This window comes from Kitasatospora sp. GAS204B (genome assembly GCF_029892155.1).
In the GTDB taxonomy this organism is placed as follows: domain Bacteria; phylum Actinomycetota; class Actinomycetes; order Streptomycetales; family Streptomycetaceae; genus Kitasatospora.
In genome coordinates, this window is the sequence record NZ_JARZAG010000040.1 from 12335 (window position 1) to 35801 (window position 23467).

Consider the following 23467-nt stretch of genomic DNA (forward strand, 5'->3'; position numbering starts at 1 on the left):
CAGCCCCGGCCGGCTCGCGAGTTTTCCCCGGCCCCAACCCTGTTGAGGCCGAACCGCACTGTGAGAGGAGACTCCGGCGCCGCCCGCACCGCGGCCCCGGAACACACACCATGGCAACCATCCCGACCCTGGGCGCCGAGCGCACCCCCGGCCGCACCGCTTCCCGCGCCGAGACCCGTGAGCTGCTGGGCAAGGCCACCTACGACCTGCTGGTGATCGGGGGCGGCATCCTCGGCACGGCCGTCGCCTGGACCGCCTCCCAGGCGGGCCTCAAGGTCGCCATGGTGGACGCCGGCGACTTCGCGGGCGCCACGTCGAGCGCCTCCTCCAAGCTGGTCCACGGCGGTCTGCGCTACCTGCAGACCGGCGCGGTCAAGCTGGTCGCGGAGAACCACAAGGAGCGCCGGGCGCTGGCCACCGACGTGGCCCCGCACCTGGTCAACCCGCTGACCTTCTTCGTCCCGGTCTACAAGGGCGGCCCGCACAGCGCCCCCAAGCTCGGCGCCGGCGTCTTCCTCTACTCCGCGCTCTCCGCCTTCCGTGACGGCATGGGCCGGGTCTCCACCGCCGCGCACGCCGCCCAGCAGGTGCCCGCGCTGAAGACCGAGGGCCTGCGCTCGGTCGCGGTCTACGGCGACCACCAGATGAACGACTCGCGGGTCGCCGTGATGACGGTGCGCGCCGCCGTCGACGCGGGCGCCGTGGTGCTCAACCACGCCGAGGTGACCGGCCTGCGCTTCACCGGCACCCGGGTCACCGGCGCGGACCTGAAGGACCGGCTGGACGGCACCGAGTTCGGCGTCAACGCCCGCCTGGTGCTGAACGCCACCGGCCCCTGGGTCGACCACCTGCGCGCGATGGAGGACGCGGGCGCCGCCCCGTCGATCCGGCTGTCCAAGGGCGCCCACGTGGTGGTCAAGCGCCGCGCCCCGTGGCGCGCCGCGCTGACCATCCCGATCGACAAGTACCGCGTCTCCTTCGCCATCCCGTGGGAGGACCACGTCCTGCTCGGCACCACGGACGAGGAGTACACCGGCGACCCGCGCGACGTGCGGGCCACCGAGGCCGACATCAACCAGATCATGGACGAGGCCGGCCACGCGATCAAGGACGAGCACCTCGACCGCGACCTGATCACCTACGCCTTCGCGGGCCTGCGGGTGCTGCCCGGCGGCCCCGGCGACACCGCCTCCGCCAAGCGCGAGACCGTGGTGACCGAGGGCCGCGGCGGCATGCTGTCGGTGGCCGGCGGCAAGTGGACCACCTACCGGCACATCGGCCGCACCGTGCTGGAGAAGCTCGCCCACGTGCGCGGCACCGGCATCGCCGAGGACATCTCGCCGATCGCCGCGACCGTCCCGCTGCCGGGCGTCGGCGCGCCGAACGCGGTCGCGCACCGCCTGCTGGTCGACCGTGAGCCCGGCTCCCGGATGGAGCCGCTGGTCGCCAAGCACCTGGCCAGCCACTACGGCACGCTCTCCTTCGACATCGCCCGCATGATCGCCGAGGACCCGGCGCTGGGCGAGCCGATCCACCCGGACGGCCCGGACGTGTGGGCGCAGGTCGCCTTCGCGGCCGACAACGAGTGGGCCTACACGCCGGACGACGTGCTGCGCCGCCGCACCACGATGACGGTGCGCGGGCTGGACACGCCGGAGATCCAGGAGCAGGTGGCCGAGTTCCTGGCCAAGCGGGACCAGGGCTGAGGTCACGTCAGCTGACGGACCGAGCTGACGCCTGATCAGCTGACGGGCGGTCGACCCCACCGGGTCGGCCGCCCGTCGTCTGTGCCGGACCTCTAAGCTCGGAGCACCCTGTCCCGACCCTCAGGAGGCATCCCCGACGTGACCAGGCCACCGCTTCCGCACGACTTCCAGCGCCCCGTCCCGAGCTTCACCGTGACCAGCACCGACCTCACCGACGGCGGCGAGTTGCCCGAGGCCCACGTGCTGGCCGGCGGCAACATCTCCCCGCAGCTGAGCTGGTCGGGCTTCCCGCCCGAGACCGAGAGTTTCGCGGTCACCTGCTTCGACCCCGACGCCCCGAGCGGCAGCGGCTGGTGGCACTGGGTGGTGTTCGACATCCCCGCCTCCGTGACCTCGCTGCCGACCGGCGCGGGCAACGGCGACTTCGTGGGTCTGCCGACCGGCGCGGGCAACGGCGACTTCGTGGGTCTGCCGGCCGGCGCGGTACAGGCGCGCAACGACTACGGGACGAACGACTTCGGCGGTGCCGCGCCGCCGGCCGGGCACGGCCCGCACCGCTACGTCTTCTCGGTGACGGCGGTGGGCAGCGCGAAGCTGGGGTTGGACGAGGACGCCTCGGCGGCGGCGATCGGCGCCACGCTCGGCTTCAAGGCGGTCGGCCGGGCGACGATCACGGCGACCTACGAGAACGAGTAGTGGCGGATGCCGGGTGGGGGCCGTGCGTCCCCACCCGGCTGCAGGAACTGCCGGGAAACCAGGGTCAGTTGCCGCCGGCCACCGGCTCCAGCACGAAGACGGGGATCACCCGGTCGGTCTTCTTCTGGTATTCGGCGTAGTCCGGCCAGGCCTCGACCGCGCGCGCCCACCACTGGTCCCGCTCCTGGCCGGTCGCCTCCCGGGCGGTCATGTCCTGGCGCTGCGGCCCGTCCTGCAGTTCGACCCGCGGATGCGCGACCAGGTTGAAGTACCAGGTCGGATGCTTGGGCGCACCGCCCTGGGATGCCACCACGGCGTACCGGCCGTCGTGTTCGACCCGCATCAGCGGGTTCTTGCGGATCTTGCCGCTCTTGGCTCCGAGGCTGCTGAGGATGATGACGGGCTTGCCCCGCATCATCGTCCCCTCGGTGCCGCCGGAGGATTCGTACGCGGCCACCTGGTCGCGCACCCACTGCTCCGGACTCGGCTGGTAGTCACCGGTAAGAGGCATGCTGTTCCCGTCCCGTAGCTGAGGACTCGCAGCGGCTGACCCGAGGTCAACCGCCATAGGCCATCGGTTGGATCTGCCGCCTCCATCATTACCAGAACCCGCGGCCCGGAGGGAGGCCACGAGGTCGCGGCGCGCTCAGGAGCGTCGGAACACCTGCACCGGGCACCCGGGGCGCCAGAGCCGGATAACGAGCTGATCGTTCTCGACCGCGGTGTGCACGGCCTCGCGCAGGTCGAGCCGGAACGCGTGGAAGCCGCCCGCCGGCTCCGCTCCGGTGGCGGCGGCCGCCTTCTCGACGGCGTCGGTCACCTCGACGGCCACGCCGGAGACCTTGGCGTCGCCCTCCTGCTCGGGATCGCCCGGGTGGGCGTGGATCGCGCAGCGGCCGTCGCGCTGGAGATCGCGGGCCTTGACCGCCCCGAGCATCGAGCCGAAGGTGAGGTCGGCGCCGGTGAACTCGACCTCCGAGCCCGATACCCGGGGCGAGCCGTCCTGGCGGAGGGTGGCCAGCACATGGGTCTTGGCCGACTCGAAGCGGGCCCGGATGACGGCGGCCAGGTCGGGTGCTTCGGTTGCGAACTGCTGCCAGGTAGCCATGCGGGAAGTGTGCCGGAGAGGACTGACAACAGGCCGGTTCGCGCGGCCGGGCTATGGGCCGTCCGGGCGGTCCGACCGAGCCGGGCGATCTGACCCGCCCGGGCCGTCGGCGAGCCGGCGCAGGGTGAGGGCGGCGCCGAAGAGCTGTACGCCGTGGGTGGTGTGCGGGTCGACGCCGGTCAGCTGGGTGATCCGGGCGAGGCGGTTGTCGACGGTGTTGGGGTGCACCTGGAGCTCCTGGCCGGTGCGGCGCCGGTCGAGGTCGCGGGCGAGGAAGGTGGCGAGTGTCGAGAGCAGGCCGGCGTGCTGTTCCAGCGGTTCGAGCAGGGCGGTCAACTCGGCCGCACTGTCCGCTGGTTGGGCCAGGTGGTAGTCGAGCAGCAGGTCCTGGAGCCGGTACAGCCCGGGGGCGGGGGCGATGGCCGCGACCCGGCGCGCCTGGTCGGCGGCGGCCGGGACGTCCGCCGGCGTCGCGGCCCGGGCGGCACCGACGATCGGGGCCTGCGGCAGGCCGGTGGCCAGGCACCGGGCGAGGTCGGCGTGCGGGGTCTCGCCGGGCAGCAGCAGGTGGCCGCCGTGCTCGTCCGGCAGGCTGTGCGCGCGGCCCTCGGCCAGCGGGGCGAGCCGCGCCACCACCTGGCGGAGCAACCTCCGTACCGCTACCGGCCCTTGGACTCCCTCGGGCCCCGGGGCGCGCACGCTGAGCACCAGGTAGCCCGGTTCGAGGACGAGGCCGTAGCGGGCGGCCACCTGCTCGGGGTCCTCGCCGTGGATCAACGCCCGGGCCAACTCGCGGGCGGCCACCTGCTGGTCGGCCAGCGCGGCGAGGTAGGCCTCGGTGACGATCTCGACGGTGGCGTTGAGCGCCGAGAGCTGACGCCGGGCCAGCCAGCACAGGGCCGCCTCCTCGCCGGGGCGGGCGGCGGCGGCGAACGCGTCCATCAGCCGCTCGACGCCGATGTGGTAGGACCTGAGCAGCTTGGCCAGCGAGAGCCCCTCCTCGGCGCGCTGGGCCGCTCGTTCCCGGAAGAGTTCGGCATCGACGTGGGTGCCGGAGTTGGAGTCCGGCACCGGTGGGTGGATGTAGCGGAGGAAGCCGCGGATGGCGTGCCGGGTGGTCGCGGCGATCTCCAGGTCCCGCATGTCCCCCGGGAGCCGGTCGAAGCCGGGGATCTCGGCCCACTGGCGCTCGACGATCTCCCTGGCCAGCTGGTTGACCTGCGGTTCGAGACGGGCGGCGAGCCGGATCGCCTGCTCGCGTACGTGGTCGTCGAGCAGGGGTGACTCGTCGCGTTGTGACATGTCACAACGATAGGCCGCTCAGGGTGTCCGTCCGGTCGGTTGTCCGGGTCGCCCGGCCGAGTGAGGGTGGGGAAAAGCGAGCGGATCTTCGTCTCGCGCTGTCACCAGGCCGGCGGTGCCTGGACTCTCCGACAGGAAGTGACATGAGCTTCTCCCTCACCGAATACGCCGACCAGGTCTGGCAGGGCGCGGTCGACGACAGCATCGCGCACACCGGTCAGGCCGGCACGGGTGTGCTCGACGTGACCGACGGCGTCGGCTGGTACCCCGGTTTCGGCAACGTGATCACCTTCCGCACCGGTGGTGAGATCGTCCTCTTCGACACCGGCAACCCGCTGGCCGCCGAACCGCTGCACCAGGCCGTGCGCGCGTGGAGCCGCGACCCGGTGAGCACCGCGATCTTCTCGCACGGGCACATCGACCACGTCTTCGGCATGGGCGGCTTCGACGCCGAGGACGCGCCCCGGCCGACCGTGATCGCCCAGGAGCGGATCGGCGAGCGGTTCGACCGGTACCTGCTGACCAACGGCTACAACGCGGTGATCAACCAGCGGCAGTTCCAGGCGCCGAGCCTGACCTGGCCGACCGAGTACCGCAGGCCCGAGGTGACCTACCGGGACGCGATCACCGTCACCCGGGGCGAGTTGACCTTCGAGCTGTTCCACGTGCGGGGCGAGACCGACGACGCGACGGTGGCCTGGATCCCCGAGCAGCGCATCCTGTGCCCGGGCGACATGTTCATCTGGGTCACCCCCAACTGCGGCAATCCGCAGAAGGTCCAGCGCTACCCGCGCGAGTGGGCCGTGGCGCTGCGCCGGATGGCGGGCCTGGGCGCGGAGATCATGCTGCCCTCGCACGGTGCCCCGGTCTTCGGCGCCGACCGGATCCGCCAGGCGCTCACCGAGACCGCCGAATGGCTGGAGAGCCTGATCGAGCAGACCCTGGACGGCCTCAACTCCGGTGCCCGGCTGGACGACCTGGTCCAGTCGGTGCGCCCGCCCGCGCACCTGGCCGACCGGGTCTACCTCCAGGCCAAGTACGACGAGCCGGAGTTCATCGTGCGCAACCGTGGCGGGGCTACGCCGGCTGGTACGACGGCAACCCGGCTCACCTCAAGCCCGCGCCCGACGCCCAGCTCGCCTGTGCGCTGGCCGAGTTGGCGGGCGGGGCGCGGTCGCTGACGGACGCCGCCCGGCGTTACGCGGACGCCGGCGAGTTGCGACTGGCCGGCCACCTGGCCGAGTTGGCGGTCCAGGCGGCACCGCAGGACACCGCGCCGCACGCGGTGCGCGCGGAGATCAACCAGGCCCGCGCCGAGGCCGAATCCTCGCTGATGGCTCGGGGCATCTTCAGCTGGGCCGCCGCCGAGTCCCGCCGACTGTCGGGCGGGGACGGCCCGGCACAGGGCCCGGCGGCCGGGCTGCTGGGGACGGGGAATCAGTAGGCGGCGGCCCGGCTCGGGGGTCGCCTTCCGGATCGGGTATGCCGCGAGCGGGCTGCTCTTCGGCGGCATCTGGGCGCTGGGCAGCGGAGATCCGTGGTGGCAGCACCTGGTGCGGGTCACGGCGCTGGTCCTGGTCGTCCCGCCGGTGGCGCACACGCTGCGGCGTCGGCGGGAGCGGCGCGCGGGTGCGACGCCGGCCCACCGGGTGCCGATCGGCCGGCTGGTCCTGGCCAAACTGGCGCTGATGGCCGTGGCGTTGGCGGCCGGCGCGCTGCTCGGCCGGTACCTGGCCCACCCCGATCTGCCGATCGCGGCGGCCATCGCGCTCGTGGTCGCCTTCGGCGGGCCCGTCTACCACCGCCGACAGGTCCGGCGGGCTGCCGGTAACATCCGCTGAATGGCCGTTGACCAAGAACTGGTGGATGCCGCGATCGAGTTGGCACGTGCCCGGTTTCCCGGGCAGGACTGGTCGGGAGCCGCGGCACTGCGGCTCGACGACGGTGCGATCCTCACCAGCACCGCACCGGAGGTCCCGAACAACGCGGTACGCCTCTGCCACGAGACCGGGGCCATCTGCGAGGCGTTCAAGCTGGGGCGCCGGGTGGTGGCCTCGGTCTGCGTGACGCTCGCCGACCAGGCGCGCGGCTACTGGATCCTGGCGCCCTGCGGGGTCTGCCAGGAGCGGCTCTTCGCCTACGGCCGCGACGTGGCGGTCGGGGTACCGGCGGGCGCGGATCCACGACGCTGGCGGTCGTTGCGGTTGCGGGACGTGCAACCGCACTGGTTCGGGCGGGTGTTCCCGGAGGAGGAGTGGCCGTACTGAAGGGTCGGGCAACTCGCCGCACCAGCAGGCCGTTCAGTTCGTGATCGCGGGTGCGCGGCCGAAAGTCGGCACCAGGCTCGGGTCGTTGAAGGCCGTGATGCGGCTGATCCGGGCGCCGTTGAGGGTCAGGACGTGGATGCCGTAGGGCTCGTACCGGCCGTCGCCCGCGTGGCGGTCGACGACGAAGGCAGGCTGGCCGTTGGCGCGGGTGGGTGTCATCCGCCACAGGTCCGGCCGCAGGACGCGGGCGGACAGGAAGCCGAGGACGGCCCGGCGGCCGGTGAACCAGGTCGGGGTCGGCGGCATCTCCAGCTCCACGTCGGCCCGCAGCAGGTCGACCAGCGCGGCGGGGTCGGCGCGGGTGAAGGCGTCGACGTAGTCCTCGAGGAGGCCGCGCAGGATCCCCTCGTCGGGCTCGGCCAGCTCGTCCGCGACCGGTCCGGCGTCGGCCAGGCGGGCGCGGGCGCGGCGGAGCGCGCTGTCCACGGCCGCAGTGGTCGTGTCCAGCATCTCGGCGACCTCGGCCGTCCGGAACCCCAGCACGTCGCGCAGGGTCAGCACGGCGCGCTGGCGGGCGGACAAGTACTGGAGCGCGGCGATGAACGCGAGGCGCACGCCCGTCCGCGCAACCACGACCGACGCCGGGTCGCCGGCGCCGAACCCGGCGTCCGGCGCCGGCTGGAGCCACGCCACCGTCGGCTCGCGGGGAGCCACCGCGACCCGGTGGTCATCCGATGGCGCGCCCAACCCCGACGGCAGGGGCCTGCGCTTGCGCGTCTCCAGTGCCGTCAGGCAGGCCATGGTGGCGATCCGGTACAGCCACCGCCGCAGCGAGGAGCGCCCCTCGAAGCCGTCGAACCCACGCCACGCCCGCAGGTAGGTCTCCTGCACCAGGTCCTCGGCGTCGTGGATCGAGCCGAGGATCCGGTAGCAGTGCGCGAGCAGTTCCGGCCGGAACGGCTCGGCCAGGGCGGTGAAATCGGCGTTCGACGGCATCGCGGATCCTCCTCGGAGTGCGGCGGGGCCACTGTAGGCGGCGGTGGGGCCGGGTGGCGGCTCAACCGATCAGGCTCAGACCCTCGCCGCCGAGCCGGTACTCCGCGCCGCTGTCCCGGTTCCCGGCGAGTTCGACGACGGCCTTCCCGACCTGCTCCAGGTGGAGGATCGGCTGCCGTCCCTCGATGAACGTCTCCCGATCGACACCCGCCCGCGCGGCGTAGCCCTTGATCCCGGCCTCGCCCACCCCGCCGACCGGGGTCATGTTCGGCAGCACCGTGACGAACCGGATCCCCAACCCGGCCCGCTCGGACTCCTCCGCGCCGTACTGGCGCAGGTAGCGGACGGCAGCCTTGGCGCTGGCATACCCGCCGCTGAGCGGGGAGCCACCCAGAGCGGCCCCGCTGGACATCGACAGGACCAGGCTGCCCGGTGCCAGCGGCTCCCGCAGCGCCGCCCCGGTCCAGGTGAACACGTGCCGGGTGTCGACCTCCCAGTTGCGGCTGAAGGTCTCCCAGGTCTGCTCCTGCACGGGCGCCACGTGCGGCGTGGCGCCGGCGTTGAGGACGAGCAGGCAGGGGCGCTGCTCGCGGATCACCTGCTGGGCGAGTGCTTCGTCGGTGGCGTCGGCGGCGACGGGTGTGAAGCGGTCGCCGAGTTCGTCGCGCACGGTGCGCAGTTCCCGCTCGTCGCGAGCGATGCCGACGACGTGGGTGCCGCGCGCGACGAGCGCGGCGGCGATCGCGCGTCCGAAGCCGCGACTGGCTCCGGTGACGACTGCGGTCTGGATGGGGTCTGACATCGGGGGCTCCGTGGGGCTGGTGGGCGGGAGGTTCGGTCGACATCAAGACCAGCCGGCGGCGGAGAATCCGTCGCCGACGCCGCAGGATTCCATGTGATCTGAGTCACATGGCTGAATCACGAGGGGCTTACTGATTTGCCTAAAGGTTTTAGGCAAATGCATAATCGGTCCTGTCGAAGGAGGGAGAGGCTATGGCACGCGCAGGACTGACCACGGAACGCCTGACCCAGGCGGGAGCGGAGCTGGCCGACGAGGTCGGATTCGACCAGGTGACCGTCTCGGCGCTGGCCAGGCGGTTCGACGTCAAGGTCGCGAGCCTGTACTCGCACCTCAAGAACTCCCAGGACCTCAAGACCAGGATCGCCCTGCTCGCGCTGGAGGAAATGGCCGACCGGGCCGCCGACGCGCTGGCCGGCCGGGCCGGCAAGGACGCGCTGACCGCCCTCGCGAACGTCTACCGCGACTACGCCCGCGAGCATCCGGGCCGCTACGCCGCGGCTCAGCTCAGACTCGATCCGCAGACCGCGGCCGCCAGCGCCGGCGTCCGGCACGCCCAGATGACCCGGGCGATCCTGCGCGGCTACGACCTGACCGAGCCGGACCAGACGCACGCGGTCCGGTTGCTGGGCAGCGTCTTCCACGGCTACGTCAGCCTGGAGCTGGGGGGCGGGTTCAGTCACAGCGCCCCCGACACCCAGGAGACCTGGACGCGCTCCCTCGACGCCCTCGACGCCCTGCTGCGGAACTGGCCCGCGCCGTAAGTCCTCGGAGCCGCAGGTCCTCAGAGCCGCAGGTCCTCAGAGCCGCAATCCGCACACCCCGATCGGCAGGCTGCCACGATGCCCACTCAGCACCACTGGATCACCACTCCCGTCACCGCGGCCATCGTGCGCGGCGCTCTCGAACTCGAGCAGACCGCGCACGGGCTGCTGCCGCACCGGCTGCCCGCCAGGGCCCGCGCGCAGTGCGCCGACGGACAGCTCGCCATGGCGGAGGCTCAACCCTCCGGCGTGCGGCTGGCCTTCCGCACCCGGGCCACCGCCGTCGAGTTGGACACGCTGCCGACCAAGCGGGTCTACCTGGGCGTCCCGCCCCGCCCGGACGGCGTGTACGACCTGCTCGTCGACGGGCGCCTGACCGGCCAGGCCACGGTGGCCGGCGGCAACACCCTGACCATCGACATGGCCACCGGGAGCGCCGAGCACCAGGCCGGCCCGCCCAGCACCGTCCGCTTCACCGGCCTGCCCGGGGGCGAGAAGCACGTCGAGATCTGGCTGCCGCACAACGAGCGCACCGAACTCCTCGCCCTGCGCACCGACGCCCCCATCGAGCCCGCACCCGACCGGGGCAGCAAGGTCTGGCTGCACCACGGCAGTTCGATCAGCCACGGCTCCGACGCCGCGAGCCCCAGCACCACCTGGCCCGCGCTCGCCGCCGGCCTCGGCGGCGTGGAGCTGATCAACCTGGGCCTCGGCGGCAGCGCCCTGCTCGACCCGTTCACCGCGCGCGCCCTGCGGGACACTCCCGCGGACCTGATCAGCGTCAAGATCGGCATCAACCTGGTCAACGCCGACCTGATGCGCCTGCGCGCCTTCACCCCCGCCGTGCACGGCTTCCTCGACACCGTCCGCGAAGGCCATCCCGACACACCGCTGCTGGTCGTCTCGCCGATCCTCTGCCCGATCCACGAGGACACGCCCGGCCCCAGCCTCCCTGACCCTGCCGCACTCAGCGCCGGCCAGCTGCGCTTCCGGGCCGCCGGCGACCCGGCGGAGCGCGCGAGCGGGAAGCTGAGCCTGGGCGTCATCCGGGACGAGCTGGCCCGGATCGTGGCACAGCGGTCGGCCGAGGACCCGCAGCTGCACCACCTCGACGGGCGCGAGCTCTACGGTCAGGCCGACTTCGCCGAGCTGCCGCTGCCCGACGAGCTCCACCCGGACGCCGCCACGCATCGCAGGATGGGCGAGCGCTTCGCCGAGCTGGCCTTCGGTGGGGGCGGGCCCTTCGCGGAGGGCGGCGCCTGATCGCCCGGGCGTACCGGACACGCGGACGGCCGCTCAGCTGAGCGGCCGTCCGCCTTCGGATCGTCAGATGATCAGGCTCAGCGGGAGGATCAGCGCGATCGCCACCACCGAGATGATCGTCTCCAGCACCCAGCAGATCCCTGCAGGCCGCCGGCCCCGGGCTGCCACCTGTCGGTAGTCAGCTGTACGCGCCTGCGCCGGCCCAGGTATCTTCACGCTGCACGCGCTTCCCGTGCACACATTCCCCGGACGGAGTCTCTTGACCGACCAGCTCGCCGCTGGCCTCACCGGCCTGCTCCTCTTCGCCATCAAGACCCTTGCGCCCCTGGTGGGAGCCGTCGTGGCTGCCCTGGCCATCCGCCGCAGGGGGCGCAACGCCCGCCTGGCCTTCGCGGGGTGCCTGGTCATGCTGCCGGAGCCGATCCTGTCCACGTTCGGCCCGGCGCTGTGGTCCGGCAGCCTGATCCGCGGCCTCGGGCCCCTCATGGTGTCGAACGTGCTGACCGTGATCGTCCTCCCGTTCCAGCTGGTCGGGTTCGGGCTCCTGCTCGCCGGAGCACTGTCCGCTCCCAGGCCGCCGCAGCCAGCCGGGCAGCCGGCAGCAGGCCAGCCGTTTGCGCACACCGCCCCGAAGGTCTGAGTGGGAGAGAGGCTGTCAAGGATCGCCTTGCCCTTGGCTGCCGTGCCCAGTGACGGCCGTCCGACGATGCCGTTCCGGGTGTAGCCGGCCATGCCCAGAGTCAGCAGGTGCGGCCGGTCGGTTGCCACGCGGTCATCGTGAGCGACTCCGCCGCGGACCAGCTCCGGCGCGCCGTGCAGCAGGATGGATACCGCCAACTCGCCTCCGTGCATGTCCTCCTGACCGCTGCTCTCCAAGGCCGCGTACTCGCACGCCCGGTGACGCAAGTGGAGTGCGGGCGTGGAGGGTTGACGGGGCGAAGATCGGTAGGGCTACCATCGAGGACATGGCTGACTACCTCCAGGTGTCCACCGCGACGGCGACTCGTGAGGAGGCCGAGGCGCTGGCCCGATCTGCGGTGCGGGCTCGGTTCGCGGGCAGTGCTCAGATCATCGGGCCGGTGGGTTCCGCATTCTGGCACTTGGGTGAGTTCGGCACAGGGGAGGAGTGGCAGTTGCTCCTCAAGACGAGCGCCGAGAGGTACCCACTGCTCGAGGCCCATCTGCTGGAGAAGCACCCCTGGGACAACCCGGAGATCGTGGCGGTTCCGATCGTGGCCGGCTCGCAGGCGTGCCTGAGCTGGCTTCGCGAGGCCACGAGCGACAAGGAGAACGGCTGAGTCAGATCATCCTCGGGCCATTTCCAAGGCTTCGGCCACTGCCGGATTCTCGGCGTGCGCTTCGAGCCGCCGGATGACGGAGTTGATCCGTTGGCGGGGGCGGATGGACGCCACGCCGATGGAAAGCTCCAGTGCTCGGCTGGTCACCACAGCGGCCTGCTCGACTTCTCCAGCGGTCAGGCAGGGGCGGTGCGGGTGAGACCCAGAGAGTATCCGAGGGGAATCGCTGGCGCTGGATGGGGTGGTAGGGCCGGTTCCCATGGACGAGGGGCGAGCCCGATCAAATGCCCGGGCACGCGGAGGGCGTCGGCGATCTGCGTGATCTTGTCGTAGGTGGTGATGCTGCCGTCACCCCGCGCGAGCTTCCCAACCCGCTCGGGCTTGATGTCACAGGACTCGGCGATCTTCGAGTAGCTGATGCCAGCCCACTTGCGAGCCAGCGAGAAGACGGCACCGAAGTCGTGCGCTGCCAGAGCTGCGCGCATGTCCGCGCGCTCCAGTACGTGTGCCGGCAGTGTTGCCGGTGAGACCTGGGCAGTCATCCGTGACCCCGCGAGCTGAAATGACGTTCTGTGGCGAGCTGCTGACCGCGAGTGTACCCACCATGGGTACCCCCTCGCCGGGGAAGAACTTCCAACTCCCACAGAGGAACGTTCTTGGCGCAGGCATAGACGGACCTGATGCCTGGTGGCCGATGTGGCGGGAACAGGTGTGGCTATCTCCGGTACCGATCTCGCAGGGAGACCGGCCGTGTTGGACGGGGTCAGCGCGTTCTGGCTGCTGCGCAGCGACAGTTCGGCAACGCAGGCGCGGGCGCGGCTCCTCGGGCTGCTGCGGCGGACCGAGGGCGGCGAGCGGTTCACCGAGGCGGGCGCGCTGATCGTGACGGAGTTGGTGTCGAACGCGGTCAAGCACGGGTCGCGGCGCGGGGAGCGGGTGTTCGTTCGGCTGGACGTGAACGCCGCGCGGCTGCGGATGGACGTCCATGACGCCAGCAGGGTGCGCCCTGTCGTGCGGGAGGTTGACGCGCTGGAGGAGCACGGGCGAGGACTGCGTGTGGTCGTGGCGCTGGCGCAAGAGTGGGGGTTCGGCTCCCGGCCGTACGGCTTCGGCAAGATCGTATGGGAGATCGTGGTGGCGGAACGGGGTGGCGGTTGACGCGCGTCGGCCGGGGTTCATCAGAATCACCCGAAGCGCCCTGGAGAAGTGGCGTGGTGAGCGGCGAGACACGGTTCGCGGCGGCCTACGAGCCGGTGGCAGTGGAGCTGACCGGCATCACGGAGCCCGCGACGTTCGCGCGGGTGCCGGATGCGCTGGCCGCTGCCTGGGAGTCCGTGAAGGTGCTGCCACTGAGCAGATTCGAGCGCATCTGGCTGGAGTGCATGTTGACGAGTCCCGACGCGGAACTTCTGGCGGTTGAGGGCTTCAAGCGTGATGGGGGTAGGGCGCTGCTGTTCAGGTTTGCGGGCTCCATGCACCAGGTGCGGATCCGCCCGGCGGACCTGGACGCGCGGACGGCCGCTCAGCTGGGCTGAGCGGCCGCGTACCTTCGGGTCGTCAATCGTCAGATGATCAGGCTCAGTGGCAGGATCAGCGCGATCGCCACCACCGAGATGATCGTCTCCATCACCGACCAGCTCTTCAGCGTCTGCCCCACGCTCATCCCGAAGTACTCCTTCACCAGCCAGAATCCCGCATCGTTCACGTGCGAGAAGAAGAGCGACCCCGCCCCCACCGCCAGCACCAGCAGCGCCGTGTGCGAGGTGCTCATCCCCGCCGCCAGCGGCGCGACGATGCCCGCTGCCGTGATGGTCGCCACCGTGGCCGAGCCGGTGGCGAGCCGGATCAGGACCGCGATCAGCCAGCCGAGCAGCAGCGCCGAGATGTGCAGCTTGCCCGCCCAGTGGCTGACGGCGTCGCCCACGCCCACGTCGACCAGGGTCTGCTTGAAGCCGCCGCCCGCGCCGACGATGAAGACGATGCCGGCGATCGGGCCGAGCGAGGACGCGACGGTCTCGGAGATCCGCGCCTTGCTGAACCCGGCGGCCCGACCCAGCGTCAGCATCGCCAGCAGAACGGCCAGCAGCAGGGCGATCAGCGGGGAGCCGATGAAGTCGAGGATGCGCTGGGCGTGGTCCTTGGGGTTGTCGATCGCCACGTCCGCCAGTGCCTTGGCGAGCATCAGCACCACCGGCAGCAGGATGGTGGCGAGCACCGCGCCGAACGACGGGGCCGGGCCGGAGCGTTCGGGCTCGGCCGCGACGACCTGCGGCGCGGTCAGCGGGCCGACCCAGCGCTCGGCGACCCGGGCGAAGAGCGGGCCGGCGATGATCAGGGTGGGCACCGCGATCAGCAGGCCCAGCGCCAGCGTGACGCCGAGGTTCGCCTTCAGCGCGTCGACCGCGACCAGCGGGCCGGGGTGCGGCGGGATCAATCCGTGCAGGACCGAGAGACCGGCCAGCGCCGGTATGCCGACCCGGATCACGCTCATGTTGCCGCGCCGGGCGACCAGCAGCACGATCGGGATCAGCAGCACCACGCCGATCTCGAAGAAGAGCGGCAGCCCCAGCACCGCCGCGATCAGCGCCATCGCCCAGGGCAGCAGCCGCTTGCTGGAACGGGCCAGCACGGTGTCCGCGATGATGTTCGCGCCGCCCGAGTCGGCGAGCAGCTTGCCGAGCATCGCGCCCAGGCCGATCAGCAGGCCGACGCTGGTCACGGTGGCGCCGAAACCGGTGGCGAAACTGGTCGTCAGCTGGTCGAAGGGCGCGCCTGCGAGCGCCGCCAGCAGGCCGGAGCCGACGGTCAGCGCCAGGAACGGGTGCAGCTTCAGCTTGCTGATCGCCAGCACGATGACGCCGATGCTGAGCAGCGTGGCGAGCAGCAGCCGCCCGTCACTGTGGGCGTGCGGAAGGGCTGCGGCGAGGTGGTGGGGGTTCAATCGAGGTCTCCATTGACGGGCCGCAGCAGCGTGACGGCCAGCTCGACGAGTTCGTGGGGGGTGCGCGAGCCGACTTCCAGGACCGCGCCGTGCTCGTCCGGCTGGAGCGGTTCGAGCAGCGCGTACTGGGAGTCGAGCAGCGAGGACGGCATGAAGTGGCCGGTGCGCAGGGCGAGTCGGCCGGCGACCAGGCGTCGGCCGCCGTCCAGGTGCAGGAAGAAGGCGGCCGGGCAACCCGCCCGCAGGGTGTCGCGGTAGCGGCGCTTGAGGGCGGAGCAGGTGACCACTCCCCCGCTGCCGGCCTCGCCGCGTTCGTGCAGCCACGCGGCCAGGGCGCGCAGCCAGGGGGCGCGGTCGGCGTCGTCCAGCGGGATGCCGGCGGTCATCTTGGCGATGTTGGCGGCGGGGTGGAAGTCGTCTGCCTCCGCGTACGGGAGGCCCAGGCGGTCGGCGAGCAGCTGCGCGACCGTGGTCTTGCCGACGCCCGAGACGCCCATCACCACGATGAGCGGGCGGGGACGGCTCGACTGGTTGCCGTCGCGGTGGTTCTCGTCGCTGAGAGCCATGGGTTCTGCTCCTGACACTTCGCTGCCGGCCGCGGCCACCGGCTGCGGTGACGCCACTATCGCGCCAAAGGTATGACTTATTCAAGACGGCGACATCAAATCGTCATACTTGTCGACTAGGACTTGGGGCAGTCAGAGGCCGGTGCCGGGTCATCTAGGCTGGACCGATGGAGATCCAGGGGCTGCCCGGCAAACTGCTCGCCGAGTTGGGACCGGCCATCGCGTCGGGGGAACTCGCCGAGGGGGCGGTGCTGCGGATCGAGGAGTTGGAGACGCGCTTCGGGGTGTCCCGCACGGTGGTGCGGGAGGCGGTACGGATCCTGGAGTCGATGCGGCTGGTGGCGTCCAAGCGGCGGGTCGGGATCACCGTGCAGCCCCGCCGCGACTGGGACGTCTTCGATCCGCTGGTGATCCGCTGGCGGCTGGCCGGCGCCGACCGGCCGGCCCAGCTGCGCTCGCTCGGCTCGCTGCGGGTGGCCGTCGAGCCGGCGGCGGCGGCGCTCGCCGCGCAGTACGCGAGCCCGGACGATTGCCGTGAACTGAGCTCGCTGGCCGTGGAGTTGACCGTCACGGCGCGGGCCGCCGACCTCACCGCGTTCCTCCGGCACGACATCGCCTTCCACGCCACCGTGCTGCGCGCCTCCGGGAACGAGATGTTCGCGCACCTGGGCGACACGGTGGGCGCGGTGCTGACCGGGCGCACCGAGCACAAGCTGATGCCGCATCAGCCGCGCGCGTACGCGGTGCAGTTGCACCGGGAGGTGGCGGAGGCGATCTGCGCGGGGGCGCCGGAGCGGGCCGAGCAGGCGATGCGGACCATCGTGACGGGAGCCATGCAGGAGCTGGCCGCCGAGCTGGGGTAGCGCGTCGGGGGGCGGGACGCGGGCCCCGGCGTTTGCGCTCGGCGCGCGCGGGCAGGCAGTGGGCGGGGGCGTGAGGGTCCGCCCCGCTCAGTCCTGTGGGGGTTCGCGCCGATGGCCGCTGCACGCAGACGGATGCCGGACGAGGTGCGCGCGGCCGCCGTACGCACCGTGGTCTTCCTAGCCTTCACGCTGGTCGGCCTGACGGTCGCCACGCTGGCCTCGTTCGCGCACGCGAAGAAGGCGCTGACGCTGATGATGCTGGTCAGCGGGATCGGGGTGTTCGGGATCGTCTGGTGCCTGCTGGAGATCGTGATCTCGCGTCAGATCGCCGCCCAGCGGCGGCGCGGCCCCGGCCGTGACCGGCCGCTGACGGGCAGCCGCCCGGCTCGCTGAATCGTCTGCGGGCCGGGCGGAGCGGGAGCCGGGCGGAACGGAAGCTCGGCGTGCCGACGGCTCAGCCGCGGTCGCCGATCGCCTTGGCGTACTGGCTCGGCCAGCGCCGCTCGGCCGACAGCTCGCGCGCGGCGTGCTGGGCGAAGTACGGGTTTCGCAGCAGCTCGCGCCCGAGCAGGACGGCGTCCGCGCGCCCCTCGGCGACGATCTGCTCCGCCTGCGCGGGCTCGGTGATCAGGCCCACCGCGGCGACCGGCAGCCCGGTGGCCTCGCGGACCCGCTCGGCGAACGGCACCTGGAAGCCCGGGCCGGCCGGGATCCGGGCGTCGGGCACCAGACCGCCGGTGGAGACGTCCAGCAGGTCGATCCCGACGGCCTGCAGCTCCTTGGCGAGCCGGACGGTGTCCTCGCCGGTCCAGCCGGCGCGCTCGTCCTGCGGGTTCTCGGCCAGCCAGTCGGTGGCCGAGGTGCGGAAGAAGACCGGCAGCTCGGCGGGCCAGACGGCGCGTACGGCGGCGGCCACCTCCAGGGCGAAGCGGGTCCGGTTCGCGAACGAGCCGCCGTACGCGTCGGTGCGGTGGTTGGAGTTCGGGGAGAGGAAGGAGTGGATGAGGTAGCCGTGCGCACCGTGCAGCTCGACCACCTGGAAGCCGGCCGCCAGGGCCCGCTTCGCCGCTTCGGCGAAGGCCCGCACGGTCTCGCCGATCTGCGCGACGGTGAGCGCGTCCGGGTCCGGGTGGTCGCCGAAGGGCTCGGCGGTCGGGCCGACGGTGCGCCAGCCGCCCTCCCCCTCGGGGATCGGCCGGCCGCCGACCCACGGCGAGTCCGTGGAGGCCTTGCGGCCCGCGTGCGCCAGCTGGATGCCGGCCACCGCGCCGTAGCTCTTGATCCCGGCGGCCACCCGGACCAGGCCCTGCTGCTGGCGCTCGTTCCACAGGCCGAGGTCGTTGGGGCTGATCCGCCCCTCGGGGGTGACGGCGGTCGCCTCGACCAGGATCAGACCCGTGCCGCCGGCCGCCCGGCTGGTCAGGTGGGTGAAGTGGAAGTCGGTGGCCACGCCGGTGTCCGGGCCTTCGCCGGCCGCCGAGTACATGCACATAGGAGCCATCCAGAGCCGGTTCGGGATGGTCAGTTCGCGCAGCGTGATGGGCTCGAACAAGGCAGACACGGCAGACACGGCAGGCTCCTCGGAGCGCTAGGCGATTGGTACGAGAAGCACCGTACTACGAAACTCATCGAAGTACGACTGTTGCCGTACCACGCCGTACACTGGGGCCGTGACCGAAGACACCAGCCTCCGCCTGCCCGAGCCGCCGGTCGACCAGATCCGCCTGGCGGCGGTGCTGCACGCCCTGGCGGATCCGCTGCGCCTGCGGATCGCGCGCGAGCTGGCGGCCGGTCATGCCGAGATGGCCTGCATCGCGTTCGGCCTGCCGGTCAGCAAGTCGACCAGCACGCACCACTTCCGGGTGCTGCGCGAGGCGGGCGTGATCCGTCAGCAGCGGCGCGGCACCGCGCGGATGAGCACGCTGCGCGAGGCGGACCTGGCGGCGCTCTTCCCGGGGCTGCTGGACCACCTGCTGGCCGCCGCCGAGGCCGAGGCGCTGCGGGACCCGACCACCACCGAACCGACCGCCACCGAACCGACGACCGCCGCGCCGGGAGACGCCGCGCCCGGCGACGCGACCACCGCCGCCGCGCCGTCGACTTTCGCGGCAGCCGCCACGCCCACGATGGAGTGACGGCTTGGGCGTGCCGCGTGACCCGCTGGTACCCCTGTCGGCGTGATCTCCCTGCGCATCCGCGCGGCACTCGCCGCGCTCACCCTCGCCTTCCTCACCGTGCCCACGCCGGCCCAGGCCCAGCCCGCCGGCCCGGCCTCCTACCTCCGACTGACCATCAAGGACGACACCACCGGCGCGGCCCGGGCCGTCGACCTGCACTGCGACCCGGCCGGCGGCAGCCACCCGCAGCCACAGGACGCCTGCGCCGCGATCGAACCCACCGGCGGCGACCTGGACCTGCTGAAAGGGCGGCCCGGCGTCCTCTGCAACGACCTCTACCAGCCGGTAACCGCCTTCGCCCAAGGCGCCTGGCAGGGGCGGCCGGTGGCCTGGCAGCACGCCTTCGCCAACCCGTGCGGGCTGCACACCAAGACGGATGCGGTCTTCCACTTCTGACACCACCGGATGCCGCCAACCCGCCCCGCATGCGGCCCACGCCACAACGCAGGCGCCCGATCGGCCCACGCTCTGTTACCTGAGTCACATCGTCAGATTTCACCTGACGGACCGTCAATTCGACTGACGGTCCGTCAGGACCCTTGGCAGGCCCCGAATAGAAAAGCTGATGATCAGTCAGTTTTCGTCCGAAACCGGCCAGTTGGCCGCCAGGCCACTTCTCGTTCACTCGTGGTTCAGCTCGACCTCGGACTACCATCGATCACGTTGTTGTGCTCCGGGTCGGGGCCGACCGCCCAAGGGCCGCGAATCGTCGCAGGTCAGGGACGGTGCGGTGGCGGCCCCGTGGGGGGACGAGGGACGAGGATCGCATGGCTATCATGACGCAGATCAGCACACAGGGTGACCGGCAGGGGCCGGCCACGCCTCCTGGCGTGCCCGAATCCCCCGAGGTGCCGGCACCCGCCGTGCCCGCGCTCTTCGGCACCGGCGCGGCCCCGGTGGCCCGCACGCTGGTCGACGTGCTGGACGCCGCCGTGCACGCCCACCCCCAGGAGCCCGCGCTGGACGACGGGCGCACCCAGCTCAGCTACCGCGCGCTGGCCGCCGAGGTCGAGGCGCTGCGCCGCAAGCTGGCCGCCGCCGGAGTCGGGCTCGGCGACCGGGTGGGCATCCGCGTCCCGTCCGGCACCAACGACCTCTACATCGGGATCCTGGCCGTCCTCGCGGTCGGCGCGGCCTACGTGCCGGTGGACGCCGAGGACCCGCAGGAGCGCGCCGACCTGGTCTTCGGCGAGGCCGAGGTGACCGCCGTGCTCGGCGCCGGCCACGAGCTGACCGCACTGCGCCCGGGCAGCGGCAGCGCCGGGCGACCCACCCCGGACCACGACGCGTGGATCATCTTCACCTCCGGCTCCACCGGCAAGCCCAAGGGCGTGGCCGTCACCCACCGCAACGCCGCCGCCTTCGTGGACGCCGAGGCCGCGATGTTCCTCCAGGAGGAGCCGATCGGCCCCGGCGACCGCGTGATGGCCGGGCTCTCGGTCGCCTTCGACGCCTCCTGCGAGGAGATGTGGCTGGCCTGGCGCTACGGCGCCTGCCTGGTGCCGGTGCCGCGCTCGCAGGTGCGCAGCGGCGCCGACCTGGGCCCGTGGCTGGCCGAGCAGGACATCACGGTGGTCTCCACCGTCCCGACGCTGGCCGCGCTCTGGCCCGCCGAGTCGCTGGGCGACGTCCGGCTGCTGATCTTCGGTGGCGAGGCCTGCCCGCCCGAGCTGGTCGAGCGGCTGGTCACCGAGGGCCGCGAGGTGTGGAACACCTACGGCCCGACCGAGGCCACCGTGGTCGCCTGCGGCGCGCTGCTGACCGGCGAGGGCCAGGTGAGGATCGGCCTGCCGCTGGACGGCTGGGAGCTGGCCGTGGTCGACGAGCAGGACCGCCCGGTCGCGATGGGCGACAGCGGTCAGCTGGTGATCGGCGGCGTCGGCCTGGCCCGCTACCTGGACCCGGCCAAGGACGCCGAGAAGTACGCGCCGCTGCCCTCGCTCGGCTGGGAGCGGGCCTACCGCAGCGGTGACCTGGTCCGGGCCGAGCCCGAGGGCCTGATCTTCCTGGGCCGCGCGGACGAGCAGATCAAGCTCGGCGGGCGCCGGATCGAACTGGGCGAGGTGGACGCCGCGCTGCAGGCGCTGCCCGGCGTGGCGGGCGCGGCGGCGGCCGTGCGGACCGCGCGCGGCGGCAACCAGCTGCTGGTCGGCTACCTGGTGACCCAGGACGGCTGGGACCACGAGGCGGCCGTGACGAAGCTGCGCGCCGAGCTGCCGGCCGCCCTGGTGCCGCTGCTCGCGCCGGTCGCCGAGCTGCCCACCCGCACCTCGGGCAAGGTGGACCGCAACGCGCTGCCCTGGCCGCTGGAGCTGGCGCCGAGCGGACCGGTCGAGCAGTTGTACGGCACCGAAGCCTGGCTGGCCGAGCAGTGGAGCGAGATCCTCGGCATCCCGGTGACCAGCGCGCAGGACGACTTCTTCGCGATCGGCGGCGGCAGCCTGGCCGCCGCCCGGCTGACCACGCTGCTGCGCACCCGCTACCCCGCCGCCGCCGTGCTGGACATCTACCAGCAGCCGGTGCTGCGCAAGCTGGCCCGCCACCTGGAGCGCTCGGCGCAGGGCGAGGGCGCCAGGCGCGAGATCGCGCCCACCCCGACCCGGGCCAAGCTGGTCCAGCTGCTGCTGATGCTCCCGCTGTTCACCCTGGTCGGGCTGCGCTGGACGACCGCGCTGCTGGCGCTCGGCAACGTGCTGCACTGGTTCGGCGCCTACACCTGGGCGCCGACCGCCTCGTGGTGGCTGCTGGCCTCGGCGGGCCTGCTGCTGTTCAGCGCGCCGGGCCGGCTCGCGATCGCGGCCGGCGGCGCCCGCCTGCTGCTGCGCGGCGTGCGGCCCGGCAGCCACCCGCGCGGCGGGAGCGTGCACCTGCGGCTGTGGGCGGCCGAGCGGCTGGCCGAGGCCAGCGGCGCCACCGAGCTGTCCGGTTCCTGGCTGAACCGCTACGGCCGGGCGCTCGGCGCGCGGATCGCCGACGACGTGGACCTGCACTCGCTGCCGCCGGTCACCGGCATGCTGCGGCTCGGCAAGGGCTGCGCGATCGAGGCCGAGGTCGACCTGTCCGGCTACTGGCTGGACGGCGACCGGCTGGAGATCGGCCAGCTCCGGGTCGGCGCCGGCGCGGTGATCGGCACCCGCAGCGCGCTGTTCCCCGGCTCCCGGGTCGGCAAGCGCTCCGAGGTGGCGCCCGGTTCGGGCGTGACCGGGCAGATCCCGACCGGCCAGCGCTGGGCCGGCGCGCCCGCCGTCAAGCTCGGCAAGGCCGAACACGGCTGGCCCAAGCAGCGGCCGCCGCACCTGCGCCGCTGGTCCGCGCTGTACGGCGTGACCGGCTTCGGGCTGAGCGTGCTGCCCGCGCTGGCCGCCGCGCCCGCGCTGCTGGTGGCCGTCCAGTTCGTCGCTCCCGGCGACGGGCTCGGCGCGGCGCTGCGCGGCGCCCTGCTCGCCGTCGTGCCGGCCACGCTGGCCTACGGCACCACGTACGCGCTGCTGGTGCTGGCCGCCGTCCGGCTGCTCAGCCTGGGCCTGCGCACCGGCTACCACCCGCTGCACGGCCGGGTCGGCTGGCAGGCCTGGACGGTCAGCCAGCTGATGGACCTGGCCCGCGAGACGCTCTTCCCGCTCTACGCGGGTCTGGCCACCCCGATCTGGCTGCGTCTGCTCGGGATGAAGGTCGGCCGCAATGCCGAGGTCTCCACGGTGCTGGCGCTGCCCAGCCTGACCACGGTCGGCGACGGCGCCTTCCTGGCCGACGACACCCTGATCGCGCCCTACGAGCTGGGCGGCGGCTGGCTGCGGATCGGCCGGGCCGAGATCGGTGACCGGGCCTTCCTCGGCAACTCCGGGATGACCGCGCCCGGGCGCGCCGTGCCGGACCGGGGCCTGGTCGGGGTGCTCTCGGCCACCCCGAAGAAGGCCAAGAAGGGCAGCTCCTACCTCGGCATGCCGCCGATGAAGCTGCCGCGCGCCGCCGACGTCGCCGACCAGAGCCTGACCTACGACCCGCCGACCCGGCTGCTCTGGGCCCGCGGCCTGGTCGAGGTCTGCCGGCTGGTTCCGGTGCTCTGCTCGGCCGCACTGGCCCTGCTGACCGCCGCCGCGCTCTGCGCGCTGGCCGCGACCGGCTCGCCGCTGCTCGCGGCGCTGCTCTCCGGCCTGGTCCTGCTGGCCGCCGGCGCCGTCGCCTGCGTCGTCTCGCTGGCCGCCAAGTGGCTGCTGATCGGCCGGTTCAAGGCGGTCGAGCACCCGCTGTGGAGCGGGTTCGTCTGGCGCAACGAGCTGGCCGACACCTTCACCGAGGTGCTGGCCGTGCCGTGGCTGATCGGCGCGGTGCCCGGCACCCCGCTGATGACGCTCTGGCTGCGCGGCCTGGGTGCCCGGATCGGGCGGGGCGTGTGGTGCGAGAGCTACTGGCTGCCCGAGGCCGACCTGGTCACCCTCGGCGCCGGGGTCAGCATCAACCGGGGCTGCGTGCTGCAGACCCACCTCTTCCACGACCGGATCATGCGCATGGATACTGTGGTGTTCCGCGAGGGCGCCACCCTGGGCCCGGGCGGGATCGTGCTGCCCGGCAGCACCATCGGGGCGCGCAGCACGCTGGGCCCGGCCTCGCTGGTGATGGGGGCCGAGTCGGTCCCGGCGGACACCCGCTGGCTGGGCAACCCGATCGAGGCCTGGCAGGCGTAACAGATGCTCGGTACGGCAGAGGTCCGTGTGGCACAG

At 72.6% G+C, this 23467-nt stretch carries 24 protein-coding genes and 3 pseudogenes; 17 read left to right on the forward strand and 10 right to left on the reverse strand.

What is annotated here, in order from left to right; genetic code table 11:
* Positions 1–110 precede the first annotated feature (110 nt).
* Together P3T41_RS33885 and P3T41_RS33890 are read left to right on the forward strand one after the other, a co-directional pair.
* Positions 111–1706 (forward strand): glycerol-3-phosphate dehydrogenase/oxidase, encoded by a 1596-nt coding sequence (locus P3T41_RS33885; RefSeq protein WP_280694471.1) that lies wholly within the window; start codon positions 111–113, stop codon positions 1704–1706.
* A 129-nt stretch (positions 1707–1835) separates the two neighbouring features.
* A complete protein-coding gene (locus tag P3T41_RS33890) occupies positions 1836–2402 on the forward strand; it encodes a YbhB/YbcL family Raf kinase inhibitor-like protein (RefSeq protein WP_280694509.1) in 567 nt (188 codons plus the stop codon).
* Positions 2403–2466: 64 nt separating this feature from the next.
* Here P3T41_RS33890 and P3T41_RS33895 read toward each other — a convergent pair whose 3' ends face one another.
* From P3T41_RS33895 to P3T41_RS33905, 3 genes are all read right to left on the reverse strand, one after another.
* On the reverse strand, positions 2467–2913 hold the full coding sequence (locus tag P3T41_RS33895; RefSeq protein ID WP_280694472.1) for a nitroreductase family deazaflavin-dependent oxidoreductase: 447 nt from the start codon (positions 2911–2913) through the stop codon (positions 2467–2469).
* Between the two features lie 135 nt (positions 2914–3048).
* A complete protein-coding gene (locus tag P3T41_RS33900; protein WP_280694473.1) occupies positions 3049–3510 on the reverse strand; it encodes a pyridoxamine 5'-phosphate oxidase family protein in 462 nt (153 codons plus the stop codon).
* 51 nt (positions 3511–3561) lie between these two features.
* A complete protein-coding gene (locus tag P3T41_RS33905; protein ID WP_280694474.1) occupies positions 3562–4812 on the reverse strand; it encodes a helix-turn-helix domain-containing protein in 1251 nt (416 codons plus the stop codon).
* A gap of 143 nt (positions 4813–4955) precedes the next feature.
* Here P3T41_RS33905 and P3T41_RS33910 point away from each other — a divergent pair.
* The 4 genes and pseudogenes from P3T41_RS33910 to P3T41_RS33925 form a co-directional block, all read left to right on the forward strand.
* Positions 4956–5657, forward strand: a pseudogene (locus P3T41_RS33910) (MBL fold metallo-hydrolase); the annotation flags it as partial.
* Positions 5658–5725: 68 nt separating this feature from the next.
* On the forward strand, positions 5726–6256 hold the full coding sequence (locus P3T41_RS33915) for an alkyl sulfatase dimerization domain-containing protein (protein ID WP_280694475.1): 531 nt from the start codon (positions 5726–5728) through the stop codon (positions 6254–6256).
* Between the two features lie 109 nt (positions 6257–6365).
* Positions 6366–6653 (forward strand): hypothetical protein, encoded by a 288-nt coding sequence (locus P3T41_RS33920; protein ID WP_280694476.1) that lies wholly within the window; start codon positions 6366–6368, stop codon positions 6651–6653.
* A complete protein-coding gene (locus tag P3T41_RS33925; RefSeq protein ID WP_280694477.1) occupies positions 6654–7079 on the forward strand; it encodes a cytidine deaminase in 426 nt (141 codons plus the stop codon).
* A gap of 33 nt (positions 7080–7112) precedes the next feature.
* Here P3T41_RS33925 and P3T41_RS33930 read toward each other — a convergent pair whose 3' ends face one another.
* Both P3T41_RS33930 and P3T41_RS33935 read right to left on the reverse strand, forming a co-directional pair.
* Positions 7113–8075 carry an RNA polymerase subunit sigma-70 gene (locus P3T41_RS33930; protein WP_280694479.1) on the reverse strand — a complete coding sequence of 321 codons (963 nt, stop codon included), beginning with the start codon at positions 8073–8075 and terminating at the stop codon, positions 7113–7115.
* A 61-nt stretch (positions 8076–8136) separates the two neighbouring features.
* A complete protein-coding gene (locus P3T41_RS33935; protein ID WP_280694480.1) occupies positions 8137–8877 on the reverse strand; it encodes an SDR family oxidoreductase in 741 nt (246 codons plus the stop codon).
* Positions 8878–9068: 191 nt separating this feature from the next.
* Here P3T41_RS33935 and P3T41_RS33940 point away from each other — a divergent pair, with 191 nt between their 5' ends.
* The 3 genes from P3T41_RS33940 (at position 9069) to P3T41_RS33950 (ending at position 11541) form a co-directional block, all read left to right on the forward strand.
* A complete protein-coding gene (locus P3T41_RS33940; RefSeq protein ID WP_280694481.1) occupies positions 9069–9638 on the forward strand; it encodes a TetR/AcrR family transcriptional regulator in 570 nt (189 codons plus the stop codon).
* A 78-nt stretch (positions 9639–9716) separates the two neighbouring features.
* Positions 9717–10901 carry an SGNH/GDSL hydrolase family protein gene (locus P3T41_RS33945; protein ID WP_280694482.1) on the forward strand — a complete coding sequence of 395 codons (1185 nt, stop codon included), beginning with the start codon at positions 9717–9719 and terminating at the stop codon, positions 10899–10901.
* Positions 10902–11160: 259 nt separating this feature from the next.
* The gene (locus P3T41_RS33950; RefSeq protein WP_280694513.1) at positions 11161–11541 is read left to right on the forward strand and encodes a hypothetical protein; all 381 of its coding nucleotides are present in this window, start codon (positions 11161–11163) and stop codon (positions 11539–11541) included.
* Positions 11542–11561: 20 nt separating this feature from the next.
* On the opposite strand, the pseudogene P3T41_RS33955 reads toward P3T41_RS33950, so the two are convergent.
* Positions 11562–11807 (reverse strand): annotated as a pseudogene (locus P3T41_RS33955) (creatininase family protein); the annotation flags it as partial.
* A gap of 59 nt (positions 11808–11866) precedes the next feature.
* On the opposite strand from P3T41_RS33955, the gene cutA reads away from it, so the two are divergent.
* Positions 11867–12199, forward strand: a complete 333-nt coding sequence (gene cutA / locus P3T41_RS33960; RefSeq protein ID WP_280694483.1) for a divalent-cation tolerance protein CutA — start codon at positions 11867–11869, stop codon at positions 12197–12199.
* A gap of 176 nt (positions 12200–12375) precedes the next feature.
* On the opposite strand, the gene P3T41_RS33965 is transcribed toward cutA, so the two are convergent.
* Complete coding sequence (locus P3T41_RS33965) at positions 12376–12684, reverse strand: helix-turn-helix transcriptional regulator (protein ID WP_280694484.1); 309 nt, start codon at positions 12682–12684, stop codon at positions 12376–12378.
* Between the two features lie 268 nt (positions 12685–12952).
* On the opposite strand from P3T41_RS33965, the gene P3T41_RS33970 reads away from it, so the two are divergent.
* Together P3T41_RS33970 and P3T41_RS33975 are read left to right on the forward strand one after the other, a co-directional pair.
* A complete protein-coding gene (locus P3T41_RS33970; RefSeq protein WP_280694485.1) occupies positions 12953–13357 on the forward strand; it encodes an ATP-binding protein in 405 nt (134 codons plus the stop codon).
* A 53-nt stretch (positions 13358–13410) separates the two neighbouring features.
* Positions 13411–13734 carry a hypothetical protein gene (locus tag P3T41_RS33975; RefSeq protein ID WP_280694486.1) on the forward strand — a complete coding sequence of 108 codons (324 nt, stop codon included), beginning with the start codon at positions 13411–13413 and terminating at the stop codon, positions 13732–13734.
* Between the two features lie 29 nt (positions 13735–13763).
* Here the strand turns inward: P3T41_RS33975 and P3T41_RS33980 are convergent, their stop codons facing one another.
* Positions 13764–15140, reverse strand: coding sequence for a gluconate:H+ symporter (locus P3T41_RS33980; protein WP_280694487.1), 1377 nt, complete (start codon positions 15138–15140; stop codon positions 13764–13766).
* A complete protein-coding gene (locus P3T41_RS33985; protein WP_280694488.1) occupies positions 15137–15706 on the reverse strand; it encodes a gluconokinase in 570 nt (189 codons plus the stop codon). Before P3T41_RS33985 ends, P3T41_RS33980 begins: the two co-directional genes overlap by 4 nt.
* Positions 15707–15873: 167 nt before the next feature.
* Here P3T41_RS33985 and P3T41_RS33990 point away from each other — a divergent pair, with 167 nt between their 5' ends.
* Both P3T41_RS33990 and P3T41_RS33995 read left to right on the forward strand, forming a co-directional pair.
* Positions 15874–16569, forward strand: coding sequence for an FCD domain-containing protein (locus P3T41_RS33990; RefSeq protein ID WP_280694489.1), 696 nt, complete (start codon positions 15874–15876; stop codon positions 16567–16569).
* A 111-nt stretch (positions 16570–16680) separates the two neighbouring features.
* Positions 16681–16962: a hypothetical protein gene (locus P3T41_RS33995; RefSeq protein WP_280694490.1), complete on the forward strand. Its 282-nt coding sequence runs from the start codon at positions 16681–16683 to the stop codon at positions 16960–16962.
* 61 nt (positions 16963–17023) lie between these two features.
* On the opposite strand, the gene P3T41_RS34000 is transcribed toward P3T41_RS33995, so the two are convergent.
* A complete protein-coding gene (locus P3T41_RS34000) occupies positions 17024–18130 on the reverse strand; it encodes an NADH:flavin oxidoreductase/NADH oxidase (protein WP_280694510.1) in 1107 nt (368 codons plus the stop codon).
* Positions 18131–18239: 109 nt separating this feature from the next.
* On the opposite strand from P3T41_RS34000, the pseudogene P3T41_RS34005 reads away from it, so the two are divergent.
* The 3 genes and pseudogenes from P3T41_RS34005 to P3T41_RS34015 all read left to right on the forward strand — a co-directional run.
* Positions 18240–18566 (forward strand): annotated as a pseudogene (locus tag P3T41_RS34005) (metalloregulator ArsR/SmtB family transcription factor); the annotation flags it as partial.
* A 180-nt stretch (positions 18567–18746) separates the two neighbouring features.
* Positions 18747–19142 (forward strand): SSI family serine proteinase inhibitor, encoded by a 396-nt coding sequence (locus P3T41_RS34010; RefSeq protein ID WP_280694491.1) that lies wholly within the window; start codon positions 18747–18749, stop codon positions 19140–19142.
* Between the two features lie 371 nt (positions 19143–19513).
* The gene (locus P3T41_RS34015; RefSeq protein ID WP_280694492.1) at positions 19514–23431 is read left to right on the forward strand and encodes a Pls/PosA family non-ribosomal peptide synthetase; all 3918 of its coding nucleotides are present in this window, start codon (positions 19514–19516) and stop codon (positions 23429–23431) included.
* The last annotated feature ends 36 nt before the right edge of the window (positions 23432–23467 follow it).